The following is a 14687-nucleotide window of genomic DNA, read 5'->3' on the forward strand; positions in this document are numbered from 1 at the left end:
TTTTACCATGAAATTCTACAAATACCTGCTCCTTTCTCTTTCATTCACTTTATTCCTTAATTCATGCACCAAGGATAGCGATCCAGAAGAGAGTGAGGAAGAGATTTCCCAAGAGCCTCAGCCAGAACCAAACCCTAGCCTTAGCATTTCCAGATTTACTCCAAATAAAGCCGATCTTGGAGACACTATTTCTATAAAAGGAGAGAATTTCAGTAGAAATTTCGAACTTTTGATGAACGAAATGCCTCTAAAAGTTATTTTTAGTAATGATAGCGTAATTAAATTCGAGGTCCCATATAATAATTTCAATCCCTTCAATTTCAAGGTAATCTTAAATGACCAGGAAGCTGAAAGTATTGTTTTCGAGAATCCATTCGAGCTATATGAGCCTCAAATCGATTCTGTCTCAAGTAAAATTGGCTTTAGAGACAAGGCTGTGATTTACGGTAGTCATTTAACCAACTCACCCAATAAAACCAGAGATATCGTTTATTTAAATAACGAAATGGTTGAAACGGAGTTTCAGTCTAAGGACTCAATCATTTTCGACCTGAAATTCCTTTATCTCACAGAGTATGAAAATGATTTATTAGTCCAGGCACAATTACAGGAAGTTAGATTAAATAAGGGCCTTAAAATCATGCCTCCAAAACTTGAGGGGATAAATAAAGATCAAATAAAAGTTGGAGATACGCTTCAAATCCATGGTAAATATTTCCGATACGGAACTCCAGATTGGCACAAGGTATATATTGATGGTGCAAGAGCTAAAGTCCTGGACGGAAATGAAGATACCTTATGGATTGAAATGCCTATGGGACCATATGGTAATAGAAATATTTCGGAAGTTCGTTTAAGCCTATTTTCTAAAGAAACTGCCACGAGTATCGATCTTCACTTAAATGATACCTGGTATCTATATGATGTCTTAAAGAAGCAGGAAGTAACGAATTCTGGCTATGCTGGAAATATCACTCCATACAGCTTTAATAATAGTGATTATATTTATTTGAATTCTTTTACAAAGCAGGATAATTCAAATTTTATGAATACTAAACTTCTGCAGTACGATCCTCTTACGAAAGAATTAATAGATCTGGCAGAAATCCCTATTGAGTTTGATAATTATTTTGGTTATCACCTACAATTGTTTCCAGCAGAAAATCCAACAGAATTGTTCTTATACTTATCTAGAGCTGAGGATAATTTTTATCGGTATGATTACCAAACGGGAGAATTATCTCAGCTGAAGGATTTTCCTGGGCCGGATATTAGCGAAGGGACCGGGGCAATATTAGATAATAAATTTTATTTTGGTTTGGGACATACTGGATCCAATTCCCTAACCGCTAACCATACAATGTATGAATACAACTTCGAAAGTGATGAATGGAATTTACACTCTGAAATGCCATTCGAATCAGAAAGGGCCGTGAATAGCAGGAAGACAGATTTTGTCTGGAATAATTCGCTATTTACGGGTAATGGAAGCGATATGCAGTATGATTTCTGGAAGTTCTCCCCTTCTGAGGGTTGGATAAAAAAGGAAAGTATCCCCAACCCAATTTCCAGCTTCGCATATTTTCAAACAGGAGATAAAGCCTTCTATTACCACCAATATGACAATGAATTCTGGGAATATCAAAGGAATACAAACTCATGGAATAATAGAGCTGACCTCGCAGTTGGGAAATATGGTTTTTCTCCAGAATCGGCTTTTGTAATAGGTGATTATGTCTACTTCATTGGTTATTTCAGAGGCTATGGCTACGAAGAATCTGCAGCCATAAGAAATGACCAATTAATATTAAGAACAGAAGTCACTAAACCTTAAAACATGAAAATAAAAAACTCATATTTTTTAGTAGTTCTTTTCTTTTGCCTGGCCTGTTCTAAAGAACAGGATCCAGAGCAGGAAGCAGCCGTAGCGAAAGAACTTAATTTGGAGATAAAGGTATTGGAGGATGGTGGCGTAAGCTTTCAGGGGGAGTATGAAGGGACCGATATTGAAACGTCAGGTTTTTATTATTCTACAACTGAAGATTTTCAGAACGAAAATGCAATCGAAGTTTCAGCAGAACCTGAAAGGATCTTTACCTCAATCATCAACACAGGTCTTTTCTATAACCAGGAATATTTTGTTAGGGCCTTTATCGAAACCAGTTCAGGTGAAAAAATTGAAAGCCCAGAAAAATCATTTGTTTCTCTTGGTAGCAAAGCACCGAAGATTAGATCTATTAACAACTCTCATTTAGGAGATACAGTAACCATCATAGGAGAAAATTTTGGGGCATCAGATTTTACTGGGGTCAAAGTGCATTTTGATGAAGCACGTTCAAAAATATTACGCTCAAATGATACCCTTGTTGAGTGTATAGTTCCTGTCGATTTTCAGATATCAAATCCTCCTGTTCGATTAAGAGTTTATGACAAGGAAGTTATTTACAACGATTTCAAGTTATTAACACCTGTTATTTCAGAGGCTTCAATATCAAATTTTTCCCTTGGCGACACCCTAAAAATATATGGAGATCACTTTGACACTGCAGTCGAAAGAACCAAAATCATTATTGATAACAAACCATTAGAAATATTATCGACCAGCAGGAATTCACTCCAGTTTATTCTCCCATTGGACGCATCAAAATCCAAGCTTGAATTCTCCCTTTGGGCCCAAAATCAGGAGGTTAAGGTCGATTATATCGGGAAACTCAATAAACCCTTAATAGAGTCTGTAGGGGGTAATTTACGAACCTATGATACAATTGTTATCAAAGGAGATAATTTCAGTCCATTAAAACAGGCAAACAAAGTTTATTTTGATGAACACCGGGCTGAAGTCCTTTCCGCGTCTCCAAAAGAATTGATTGTTCTATCTCCTATTGGACCTTATAAGGATGCAACATTCGAAGTAACTTATAATCTAATGGATTATGAGGTATATCCCAATGAGAAAACCATTTTTCAGGATGCATGGCTATTTAAAGCTGAAACAGATTATGAGTTTTATGGTAATACAGATCAGTATTTTACTAAAAACGGAAAACTTTATATCGTTCAAAAAAATTATGGAGAACATCAACTAAGTTTTCTGGAGTTTGATCCTGAAAAACTGCAATTTGAGAAATTCCAAATGCCATTGCCGGCTACACATTTAGCAGATGTCTCTTTTCAGGTAGCTCAGGAAAAGGATTACGGACCTGTTTATCTATTTTTTAATTCAGAAAAGGAGAACTTTTACGAATTAAGATTGGAATCCAGGTCTTATTCAAGTTTAAAAGATTATCCTGCTATCACAAGTAACGGACCCGAAGTCTTTATTTCTGACAAAAAAGTTTTTGTTACCGGTGGATGGGTAGATTACTCTAGTCATACCGATACTACAGCAGATGAAATAAGAGAGCTCTGGGCTTACGATATGTCTTTAGACGACTGGATTCAAAAAGCTGATCATCCAGAAGCCTATTTAAGGTCTGGAGATGTGGTATTTCAAAAGGGCAATGATACCTATATCACTTATGGGCTTAACACTACTGGTGGTGTTAGTTTCTGGAGGTATTCCTCCTCTTTGGATTCATGGAGCAATCTGAATTCTCATCATAGTGCTAGATTTGGAAAAGCATTTTTTATGCATAATGGTTTTGGCTATGCTTATTTCTCAGATCCGGTTAATGCAACCCCTTCAAATTTTGCACATAGGTATGATCTGGAAAAAAACACATGGAATTCAATCACTCCCTTAAACAACCGGTATTACACATATTTTACTTTTCCAAGGAATTATACAGCATTTAAGGTAAATGGAAAGATCTTTATCGCGATATATAGCAATTCAAAATTGAAATTCTTCGAGGCAGATACAGAAAAAATTTGATAAAAAGGATTTAATTTAGAACCAGTTTTTGTTGAAGTTTATCCCATATATAGGAACTTATTGCAGTATAGTTACAATCCAAACACATCTCTTACTTTGAGATTTCGTTAAGTCTTATTCCTATAATAAGAAATAAAAATGCCGAAGAGAGGCAGTTAAAATTCTGGACCTAATAATTCAAATACTTATCAAACCTTCCACCAAACAGTTCGACACCAGCTGGGTCGAATTACGGCTATCTGTTTTGCGCAGAATATTCTTTTTATGGGTGTTTACGGTATGACCGGAAATGTTCAGCTTGGAGCCAATCTCCTCGCTATTATAACCAAGTGCCATCTCCCTAATGATCTCAAGCTCCCTTTCACTAAGGATTTCCTGCAATCTTTTCCGTTTACTTAAAGTACTTTTTTCGAACTTACCCTTACTCGTGTCTACATTATAAAACGATGGACCACCTTTGATATTGATAAAGGAGACATCTTTCGAACTCTGACCTGTTAGATGGGAGATATCAGAGTTTATGCCGAAAACGTGCACAAAATGCCCATTTTCGCTCACTGATAAGGCTGTGGACTGATGCAGCATCACATGCTCCTTACCCTGATGATCTTTTAACTTAAAAGTATAACTTACTTTATAGTCCAATACTTCTGCGGGATCCAGGTAATTCAAGAAAAATTCCAGGATCACCCTGTCTTTTTGATGTATATTCTCGATCTCCTCTTCCGGGGCAAGGGAAAGAATGCTATTAAGGTCTGGGTCTTCCACTCCATCCCCAATAAAATTACGCACCGAATCTGAAACCATTTCCAGTTTCATGGTATGGAAGTTAGCGATCCAGTAGAAAGATTTTCCTGGCGCCATTAGTGAAGCCATTTTCTGAAAATGCTCGGGAACATCAAATTCTTTCGAATTTGAGATTTTCGAACTATAAACCTCTTTCCAGTATTTGGTTATTTTCTCAGAAGACTTGGCCATCCTGTTTTTAAATTAGCCTGATAAATTAAACATTTTTACCCAGACCGGAAATTAGTTCCTCAACAAAGCACAGATCTAAAACAAAAAAAAGGCTTCCAATATGGAAGCCTTTAAAATGCTGTGGGCGCGAAGGGATTCGAACCCCTGACCCCTTGGGTGTAAACCAAGTGCTCTGAACCAACTGAGCTACGCGCCCTACTTGAATGCGGATGCAAATATATCAAAATTCAATTACCCCCGATATTTTTTTCAAAGGATTTTCATTTTATTTTCAGGCAATAAAAAAAGGCTTCCGTAATGGAAGCCTTTTTAAATTCTGTGGGCGCGAAGGGATTCGAACCCCTGACCCCTTGGGTGTAAACCAAGTGCTCTGAACCAACTGAGCTACGCGCCCCTGCGTGATTGCGGATGCAAATATAGACTAGATTTTCAATTACACAAAACAAATTCAATGAAAAAGTGAAATTAATTTCAGCACTTGAATTTGAGTTTTCAGGAAAAGAAAAAAGCCCCGAGTCAAAAGACTCAGGGCGTGCATATTACTTCATAAGTTCTGGCACATTGCGATAAACATAATCGCCATGCCTACCGGTAAATAACTTGTTCATATCGTCCATAAAAGTGTTTCTTGCATTCTCATCCTTCCAGGTAGAAGCTGCCAGTTCCTGTTCCTCCTCAAAGAAATCTTCAATTTCTCCAAGTTTGTCGAACACAAAAACCTCGCTGAACTCACGGCTATTGGATCCCCAAAGATGCCGATGTGTATAATAACCTTTCAGTTTTTTACTTTTTTTGGTGACTTTTTCAAAATATTCCTTGAATTTTTCAGGAGATCCTTCGCCATTCATGGCTAATTCGCTTGTCCTCACATAAAAAATACGTGACTCGTCTGAAGCTTCCTCGGGGATCATATACTGCAAGGATTGGTAGATCTCATCATTATGGTCTGGCTCGTAATAACTGGCCTGCTTATCGAAAAACGCCTGTCTTTCATCCTCGTTGGGCCAGGCCTCTTCTATAAGCTTTTGATTTACCTCGTTCGCCTTTTCAATATCTTCCCAGGATTTATAAACATTTACCAGGACGACTTCAGAATTATCTGGCGTAAAATAATGCGTATAGACGCCTGAACTCATGATGAGATCATTCTTTTTGGTCACGTTTTCGAAATATTCCTTTTCGGTCTCCAGCCAGTCTGAAAAATCGGTATCCGGATCATCGTTCCAGTGGGTAGTGGTCATTGTAATGTAAACAGGTTGATATTCCTGCTCCTCAGATTGCGTGGCTTCTTCCTGACTCATTACCTGCCCAGAGAGAGCAAGCACAAATACGAAAGTCAATAGTTTTGCAATTGTCTTCATTTCTAGTTGATTTTTTAGTGAATAAATATTCCCAGCAAAAAGTCAACTCATATGTAGGGATGGGTTATAACATAAAAGGAATGATATAGCAGACGGGGAGCTTCACATTATTCTATTGATAAACAGAGTTTTATAAAGATAGCTTAAAATTCGGTAAGAGCCATTGTTTAGCTTACAATACTTCTGCCACTGTAAAGTTACTTCCACCAATAAAGATAAGGTCCTCATCGAGAGAATCCTCTTCTGCGGCGAGGAAGGCTTCATGAACTGAACTATAGGCTTTTCCTTCCAACCCAAACCTGGAGGCTTCTTCTTTCAATAAGTTAGCATCAAGGCCCCGCGGAACATCAGGTTTTGCAAAATAGAATCTTGCATCTTTAGGAAATAATGGAAGCACGCCAGTAAGATCCTTATCATTCACCACACCCAAAACAATATGGAGATTTTCAAAATGTTCTTTTTTTAATTGCGCGATGACGATCTTCAGTCCTTCAGCATTATGGGCGGTATCGCAGATCACTTTTGGCTTTTCCCTAAGAACATCCCACCTACCCTGTAGTCCTGTATGCAGTTTTACGTTATTCAGACCGTTTATAATGGCTTCTTCCGGTATTTTCCAGCCCAGGTCACTCAAAACCTGGAGGCTTTGAAGAACGGCCTTGATATTCTTCTTTTGATAGTGTCCCCGTAGGTCGGTATGATAAACAGGAAAAGTAGATTCTTCGGCAAAATAGATCTCAGCATTTTGTTCCTGGGCTCTATCTTTAAAAACCGGCAGGGTCTCTTTTTGCTTTTCCCCAATAACCACAGGAATCCCTTTTTTGATAATCCCGGCTTTTTCGCCAGCGATCTCGGCAAGAGTATCACCTAAAAAGGCAGTATGATCCAGGCCAATATTGGTGATGACAGCTAATTCTGGGGTAATGATATTAGTAGAATCAAGTCTTCCACCCATTCCTGTCTCAATGATCGCGATATCTACCTTTTCTTTCGCAAAATAATCGAAGGCCATTCCAACGGTCATTTCGAAAAAGCTTAGCCGGTTATATCCTAGAAAGGTCTGATTTTCTTCAATAAAGGCGACCACATCTTCCTGTGGGATCACCCGGCCATTAATCCTGATCCTTTCTCTAAAATCTTTTAAATGCGGGGATGTGTAAAGTCCGGTCTTATAGCCTGCAGCCTGCAGGACCGAAGCCAGCATATGGCTCACAGAACCCTTACCGTTGGTGCCGGCAACATGTATACTTTTGAATTTTCCTTCAGGATGTTCAAGATGCTCCGCTAACTTAAGAGTATTGGAAAGGTCTTTTTTAAAAGCCGTCTTCCCTACCCGCTGATACATGGGTAACTGCTCGAACATCCATTCAAGGGTTTCCTGATAGGACTTCACTTATTCAGTAAGTTTAAAATCGTAAATAATAGTTCCAACCTGCTTGGCCGGAGCATTTGAGTCGCTGTTAAACCTGGTAGCCAGGGCAGCTCTTTTGGCCGGCCCGGTAAGACAGGCTGCGCTGTTCGTTGTTCCCTTCATCCCAGGTTGGGCACTTATCACACGACCCGTCTGGTCTACCACAATCTTAACCACCACAATTCCAGATTCGTTACAATCCTGAACAAACTTCTCTTTGTTTAGAGCCTTACGTCCACCCAGCCTGTAATTGCCATCACCATCCAGCCCGGCTCCCTGTCCGTAATATGAACTGGCATTAGGATCTCCGTCTGGACTACCTTTATCCCCGGCAACATTATCATTCCCTTCTCCACCGGTAGCGGTACCAGATCTTTCTGGCCCGTTCAGTATACTACTTAGGGCATCATTGGTAGATTTATCTGGTTTCGGATCGGGCTTCTTAACCGGCTTAGGGTCTTCTTTAGGCGGTTCCGGCTGCTTGGTTTCTACCGGAGTAGGCTTCTTCTTTTTCTTTTCGATAACCGGAGCTTCTTCAATATCCTGAGTTACCACCTCTTTTTCGATCACCGGTTCCGACTTTACCGGCTGAGCCGTAGCCTGTTTAGGCGCGGACTTTACAGGTTCCTTAGGCTGTTCATTACCTGAACCTACCTCTGAAGTTCCAAAGTTTATAGCAATTCCGCTTTCTGGGGGCGGGTCCAGATAGGTGAGGCCGAAAAAGATCAAAAGAAGAATAAGGATCACGTGCAATACTACCGTGATCGTAAAGGATTTCTTCTCATGTTTGGTCTCCAGCATCGCCATATTATTCAGGTTTTACCGCAAGAACGATCTTATAACTGTTCCTGTTAGCAATATCCATTACATTCACCGCCTTTTCAATTGGCACTCCTTCTTCAGCTCTTAGAATAATGGTTGGATTCTCCTCCCCGGCCAGACGGCTTTTTAGAGTAGACTCCAGGGCACTATTACTGATCCTTTCACTGTTAATATACACCTGAAGGTCTTTGGTAATACTAACCGAAAGCGTTTGCTTACTGGTAGTCTTACCCTTGGCTTTTGGAAGGATAAGATCCAGAGCTTCAGGAGTGATCACCGGTGAGGTCAGCATGAAAAAGATGAGCAGCAGGAAAACCACATCTGTCATCGAGCTCATGCTAAACTCAGGGCTTATTTTATTTCTTCCTCTTAAATTCATATTAAGCAGGTTCGTTTAGAAGGTCAAGGAAATCTACTGCGGTAGCTTCCATCTGGTGAACCACCTTATCTGTCTTAACCACCAGGTGGTTATAACCAATATAGGCGATAATACCAACGATCAAACCAGCCACGGTAGTGGTCATGGCTGTGTAAATACCTTCCGCCAGGGCTCCCATTTGCGCCTGTCCACTACTTGTAGCCAGCTCATGGAAAGCAAGCACCATCCCGATCACGGTTCCAAGGAACCCGATCATCGGGGCTGCCCCGGCAACGGTTGCCAGGATACTAACATTCTTTTCGAGCTTATAAACTTCAAGCCTACCTGCATTCTCAATAGCAGTATTGATATCTTCCAGAGGGCTTCCAATTCTGGAAATACCTTTTTCGGTAAGCCTCGCCACGGGAGAATCACTCTGGGCACATCGCATTTTTGCAGATTCGATGTTACCATTTAAAACGCTGTCCTTGATCTGGAGCATAAAGTTCTTATCGACCTTACTGGCTGCCTTGATCGCGAACAATCTTTCAAAATAGATATAGACCGCCGCGAATAATAGAATAAAGAGAATAATGATGATGATCTGGCCTCCTAGACCACCGCTAAACATCAGGTCAAATAATGATAGGGTTTTCTCCTCTACGACCGGCTCTGCTGCCTGAGCAGCTTCAGCCACCTCGTCCTGCTGAAAAAAGTTAAGCATATGTATAAATGGGTTTTTTAATGTAACGTGCTATTGCGATTTTAATTGTAAACCAAATTTAAATAATCAGCAGTACGGTTTTACCCGTAGCATTAAAATGTTTGCACAAACTTTTAAACAAGTTGTTTTAGAGCAACTTCGAAAGCTGTCTTACTGATATTGGTTTTGCTGCTATTATTATCGAAAGTGTCCTGAATAGCATTTTTAATGGTCATTGAAGTATCGTTAAAAATAGCTTCATCGGTCATCTGCACTCTTCTTTCCATGAAGTAGGCGAATACCCTCGCCATCCCGCAGTTCGAAATAAAATCCGGGATAAGGCTCACTCGCTCGTCGGTATATTCCATAATAGGTCCAAAGAAGATCTCTTTATCGGCGAAAGGAACATTGGCTCCACATGAGATCACCTCCAGTTTTCTATCGATAAGGTTAGTGATCTGGTCTTTTGAGATAAGTCGTGAAGCCGCACAGGGAGCAAATATCTCTGCATCCAGCTTCCATACTTTTTCGTTGATCTCTTCGAATGGAATCACATCTTTATGTCTAAGCGCATTCCCATCTTTATCCAAAAACATTTGTTTGATCTCTTCAAAGCTGAAACCCTCTTCTTTAATGAGGCCACCGGCGCGGTCTATGATCCCAACGATCTTAGCTCCCATCTGGGCCAGGTAATAAGCAGCCGCAGAACCTACGTTTCCAAATCCCTGGACGATGGCTCTTTTTCCTTTAATATCTCCACCATAGATGGTATAATAATGATGAACAGCTTCTGCCACCCCGTAACCTGTGATCATATCGGCTACGGTATATTTCCTGCTGATATCTGGAGAATAATTGGTGTTTTCAAGTACTTTGATCACTCCCTGCCTAAGCTGACCTATCCTGTTGATCTTATCTGCCTCGGTAGGTTGAAAATGCCCATTAAAAACCCCTTCCTGTGGATGCCATACTCCGCAATCTTCAGTGATCGGGATCACTTCATTTATTTCATCAACATTCAAATCACCTCCAGTACCGTAATAACTCTTTAGAAGAGGAGAAACAGCTTTGTACCAACGCTCTAAGACCCCTTTTTTACGGGGATCTGCCGGGTCAAAGTTAATACCAGACTTTGCTCCTCCAATAGGAGGACCAGAAACTGTAAATTTAACCTCCATGGTTTTTGCCAGAGAAAGAACTTCATTCTGATCCAGTCCCTTTCTCATCCTGGTTCCACCACCGGCAGCACCACCACGAAGGGAATTGATCACCGTCCAGCCTTCAGCTTCGGTTTCAGAATCTTTCCAATTGAATACAATTTCGGGTTCTTTATTCTCGTATACTTTGAGTAATTCTTTCATTTTTGAAATATTTTGTGGCAAATATAAAAAACTAAGCAGGCTCCTTTCGGAATTTGGCAAAATTTTCAGGGTTCATAGATCCTGCCAGAAGAATGGTCTATTTTGGCTCCGGTCACCGAACTTAAGACATTAACTTCATCTCTCAGTTTCAAAGCACCAAGCAGCGCAAAGATGAGCGCTTCCTTGAAATCGACCACCTGAGGATCTGGAATTACCAGTTCGCATTTGGTCATTGACCTTATCTGCTCGATGAGAAAACCGTTATAGGCTCCTCCACCGGTAACAAGCACCAGGGAATCTGGATCATTATCCAGACAGGCGACTATTTGGGCGGCCACATGAACCGCAAAGGTTTTTAGAATATCAGGTATATCAAGCTCGTATTTATCAATCAGCGGAAAAACGCTTGAATTCACCCACTCTATCCCCAGGGATTTAGGAGCTGATTTTTGATAAAACTTCAGTGAATTAAGATCTGCAAGGAGACTTTCATGGAGCTGCCCTGTTCGGGCCAGCTTTCCATCCTCATCGTAAGCCTTTCCTTTTTGTTGCATATAAAAATTGAAAACGGTATTGACAGGACATATATCATAAGCCACTCGTGCGCCATCCTTTTCCTGGGAAATATTGGCAAAACCACCAAGATTGATGCAATATTTATACTGGTCGAATAAAAGCCTGTCCCCTATAGGAACCAGGGGTGCTCCCTGCCCTCCAAGTTCCACATCCTGAACCCTGAAATCACAAACCACCGGGGCTTTTATCAATTTCGCAAGTTTCGGCAGATTCCCTATCTGGAAGGTAACTCCGTTCTTAGGACGGTGTTTCACGGTATGCCCGTGGCTGCATGCAGCGTCAAGAAGATCGATATCATATTGCTCAATGAACCGGCTAATAACTTCAGCCAGATAGGCGGTATATTCGTTATCCAGCTCATGTAGTTCAGAAGCAGGAAGGTCTAAAGCAGAAATGAGCTTTTTACGCCAATCCTCCGGATATTCATAAGTTTCTGAAGCTAAAATCCTGAAATCTACATGGTTTTTAAAACTGATTTCAGTAAAAACGAGATCGATGCCATCCAGTGAGGTACCAGACATGACCCCGATTAACCTGTATTCCGTTTTTTTCATATTCGTAAAAATACTCAATATCAATTGAAAAATAGGTATCAAAAAGCTATCTTTGCCGTCCAAAAATCAGTTTTTTACAAATTTCTTTTCAGATGGATTTTAAACTTACAGAAGAACATATAATGATACGCGATGCCGCTCGTGATTTCGCAAAAACGGAATTATTACCGGGTGTGATCGAAAGAGATGAAAAACAGGAATTCCCAAAAGAACTCATCAAAAAGATGGGAGACCTTGGATTTCTAGGAATGATGGCATCACCGGAATACGGTGGAGGCGGGATGGATACGATTTCCTACGTGCTGGCCATGGAAGAACTCTCGAAGATAGACGCGTCTGCATCTGTAATGGTATCTGTAAATAACTCTCTTGTTTGCTGGGGGCTAGATACTTTTGGAACCGAGGAGCAAAAGAAAAAATACCTTTCAAAGTTAACCACCGGGGAAAAACTTGGTGCATTTTGCCTTTCTGAACCGGAAGCAGGAAGTGATGCGACTTCGCAAAGAACTACGGCAATAGATAAAGGTGACCATTATATCCTTAACGGAACCAAGAACTGGATCACCAACGGTAGCTCTGCAGATTATTATCTGGTGATCGCCCAAACAGACAAGGAAAAGAAACATAAAGGGATCAATGCCTTTATCGTTGAAAAAGAATGGGAAGGTTTTGAAATTGGTCCTAAAGAACAGAAATTAGGGATCAGGGGAAGTGATACACATTCACTGAACTTCAATGATGTTAAGGTTCCTAAGGAAAACAGGATTGGAGAAGACGGCTTCGGATTTAAATTCGCCATGAAAACCCTTTCCGGAGGAAGAATCGGGATCGCGGCGCAGGCACTGGGAATTGCTTCCGGAGCTTACGAACTGGCGAAAGACTATTCCAAGCAGCGTAAAGCTTTTGGAACTGAGATCTGCAACCACCAGGCAATCGCCTTTAAACTTGCAGATATGCACACCCAAATTGAAGCAGCCCGTCATATGGTAATGAAAGCTGCCTGGGATAAAGACCAGGGACAGAATTATGACCTTTCTGGAGCGATGGCCAAACTGCATGCATCACAAACAGCCATGGACGTAACCGTGGAAGCAGTACAGGTGCATGGAGGTAACGGGTATGTTAAGGAATACCACGTGGAAAGATTGATGAGAGATGCAAAGATCACCCAGATCTATGAAGGAACTTCAGAGATCCAGAAAATCGTAATTTCAAGAAGCATTCTTAAAGACTAAGAATTCAAGAATATATATAAAGCAAAAGAGCAGCCAATGGCTGCTCTTTCTTTTTAAGGTTAATTATCTATTATTTTCTATTAGAAGAGACAACGTTTTTGGTTATTACCTCACGATCTGTCACCATTCTAATTATGTATACCTGGTTCGCTTTTAAAGCAAAGTCGATAGCCAGTTCTTTAGTGTCCCCTTTGGTCACCTTCTTATCTGCGTAAGTTCTCAATAGTCTACCACTAAGGTCGTAAACCTGAATTTCCACTTTATTAGAAGTATAATCAAAGTCATACTGAAGAGTCAGTCTGTTATTGAATGGTACCGGAGAAGCTTTAAAGTTTCCGGCTTCGGCAGCTTTGTTATTTTTGCCGTTACCGTTTCCATTTCCACTAGAAGCAGTTTCACTTTCATCACACTCAGCCTGAGCTCCATCAAATGATGATGGAATCTCTCCGTTTTCATCTGGAGTACACTGACAAACAATTTCACAGGCAACTCCATGAACTATCACATATACATCATCTAGATCTGATACATCTATAGGTCCTACCTGATAAGCCTGAACACTTTCTCCAAAACTCGGGTTGAAGTTGTACTGACCAGGTGCTACTGTTTCCTTACCATTATTCAATGGATATGGAGTACAACCAATATAAACATGAGCTTCAGATAAAGTATAACCATCCATTTCGTAGGTCACAGTTACTTTATCATCGAAATAATCGATGGTTGCTGTTCCTGCTACTGCACCTTTAGAACGATCACACTGACCTGCACCTGCATACAATGTAAGTTCGTAACTATCTTCTGCGGTTAGATTATTTGTCCAACCCCATCTGTTAAAGCCATCTTCAAGGAAGCACTGACTTACATCGGAATTTGCATAACCATAGATGGTTTCGCAATTATCAACAAGATCGATCTCACGTGTGATATAGATTACCTCTTCTGCATCATTCCCACAATCGTCTATAGCTTTAAAGACGTACTTGTAAGTCATTGAGCATTCATCCTGGCCTACAAGAACAGGATAAGCGGTGATATCATCTCCATCTGAACAGTTATCAGTCCAGGTAGCTGTCAAGCTTGCTGGCACTTCTTCTTCACAAACTGTATCATCGTACTCTGGTAATTGGATTTCCGGAGCTTCCTTATCGGCTTTTGCTTTAAAGCTTGAGGTAGCCGAATCTTCTGTACAACCATCWGCAGCGCTATAGGTCAGGCTGATATCAACATCAGCACAGATGCTAAGCGACTCAGCGGTTGGTGGRGTCGTTGTGAACGATCCGCCATCACCACAGCCGGCCTCTAAAGTTTCAAATTCAGCTAGCCATCTGAAGGGCCGCATCATCCACATAAGCACAAGCCTCGGTATCCACATCTTCTGGACCGTCAACATCAACAGCATCAGCAGCAGTTGCCTGGAAGCGTGCACTAGCACTATCTTCTGTACAACCATC

Annotated in this window: 12 protein-coding genes and 2 tRNA genes; 3 read left to right on the plus strand and 11 right to left on the minus strand. The window is 40.7% G+C overall.

What is annotated here, in order from left to right; genetic code table 11:
* Positions 1-7 precede the first annotated feature (7 nt).
* The gene (locus tag FLP08_RS04015; RefSeq protein ID WP_156274251.1) at positions 8-1834 is read left to right on the plus strand and encodes an IPT/TIG domain-containing protein; all 1827 of its coding nucleotides are present in this window, start codon (positions 8-10) and stop codon (positions 1832-1834) included.
* Positions 1835-1837: 3 nt separating this feature from the next.
* Positions 1838-3874 (plus strand): IPT/TIG domain-containing protein, encoded by a 2037-nt coding sequence (locus FLP08_RS04020; protein WP_156274253.1) that lies wholly within the window; start codon positions 1838-1840, stop codon positions 3872-3874.
* A 177-nt stretch (positions 3875-4051) separates the two neighbouring features.
* Here FLP08_RS04020 and FLP08_RS04025 read toward each other — a convergent pair whose 3' ends face one another.
* The 10 genes from FLP08_RS04025 to FLP08_RS04070 all read right to left on the minus strand — a co-directional run bounded on the left by FLP08_RS04025 (position 4052) and on the right by FLP08_RS04070 (position 11998).
* Entirely contained in the window at positions 4052-4852 is an 801-nt protein-coding gene (locus FLP08_RS04025) for a response regulator transcription factor (protein WP_156274255.1), read from the minus strand.
* A gap of 121 nt (positions 4853-4973) precedes the next feature.
* Positions 4974-5048, minus strand: a tRNA-Val gene (locus tag FLP08_RS04030).
* Positions 5049-5171: 123 nt separating this feature from the next.
* Positions 5172-5246 (minus strand) — tRNA-Val (locus FLP08_RS04035).
* A 145-nt stretch (positions 5247-5391) separates the two neighbouring features.
* Positions 5392-6213 carry a hypothetical protein gene (locus FLP08_RS04040; RefSeq protein WP_156274257.1) on the minus strand — a complete coding sequence of 274 codons (822 nt, stop codon included), beginning with the start codon at positions 6211-6213 and terminating at the stop codon, positions 5392-5394.
* A 172-nt stretch (positions 6214-6385) separates the two neighbouring features.
* The gene (locus FLP08_RS04045; protein WP_341484968.1) at positions 6386-7606 is read right to left on the minus strand and encodes a bifunctional folylpolyglutamate synthase/dihydrofolate synthase; all 1221 of its coding nucleotides are present in this window, start codon (positions 7604-7606) and stop codon (positions 6386-6388) included.
* On the minus strand, positions 7607-8431 hold the full coding sequence (locus FLP08_RS04050; RefSeq protein WP_156274259.1) for an energy transducer TonB: 825 nt from the start codon (positions 8429-8431) through the stop codon (positions 7607-7609).
* Between the two features lies 1 nt (position 8432).
* The gene (locus FLP08_RS04055; protein WP_156274261.1) at positions 8433-8825 is read right to left on the minus strand and encodes an ExbD/TolR family protein; all 393 of its coding nucleotides are present in this window, start codon (positions 8823-8825) and stop codon (positions 8433-8435) included.
* Position 8826: 1 nt separating this feature from the next.
* Positions 8827-9528 (minus strand): MotA/TolQ/ExbB proton channel family protein, encoded by a 702-nt coding sequence (locus FLP08_RS04060; RefSeq protein WP_156274263.1) that lies wholly within the window; start codon positions 9526-9528, stop codon positions 8827-8829.
* A 113-nt stretch (positions 9529-9641) separates the two neighbouring features.
* Complete coding sequence (locus FLP08_RS04065) at positions 9642-10868, minus strand: Glu/Leu/Phe/Val dehydrogenase dimerization domain-containing protein (RefSeq protein ID WP_156274265.1); 1227 nt, start codon at positions 10866-10868, stop codon at positions 9642-9644.
* 65 nt (positions 10869-10933) lie between these two features.
* Positions 10934-11998 carry an anhydro-N-acetylmuramic acid kinase gene (locus tag FLP08_RS04070; RefSeq protein ID WP_156274267.1) on the minus strand — a complete coding sequence of 355 codons (1065 nt, stop codon included), beginning with the start codon at positions 11996-11998 and terminating at the stop codon, positions 10934-10936.
* Between the two features lie 92 nt (positions 11999-12090).
* Here FLP08_RS04070 and FLP08_RS04075 point away from each other — a divergent pair, with 92 nt between their 5' ends.
* On the plus strand, positions 12091-13233 hold the full coding sequence (locus FLP08_RS04075) for an acyl-CoA dehydrogenase (RefSeq protein ID WP_156274269.1): 1143 nt from the start codon (positions 12091-12093) through the stop codon (positions 13231-13233).
* Positions 13234-13303: 70 nt separating this feature from the next.
* Here FLP08_RS04075 and FLP08_RS04080 read toward each other — a convergent pair.
* Positions 13304-14687: T9SS type A sorting domain-containing protein (locus tag FLP08_RS04080; protein ID WP_156274271.1), on the minus strand; the 1384-nt coding region annotated here is incomplete at its 5' end.

This window comes from Christiangramia aestuarii (assembly GCF_009735585.1).
GTDB classification, from domain to species: domain Bacteria; phylum Bacteroidota; class Bacteroidia; order Flavobacteriales; family Flavobacteriaceae; genus Christiangramia; species Christiangramia aestuarii.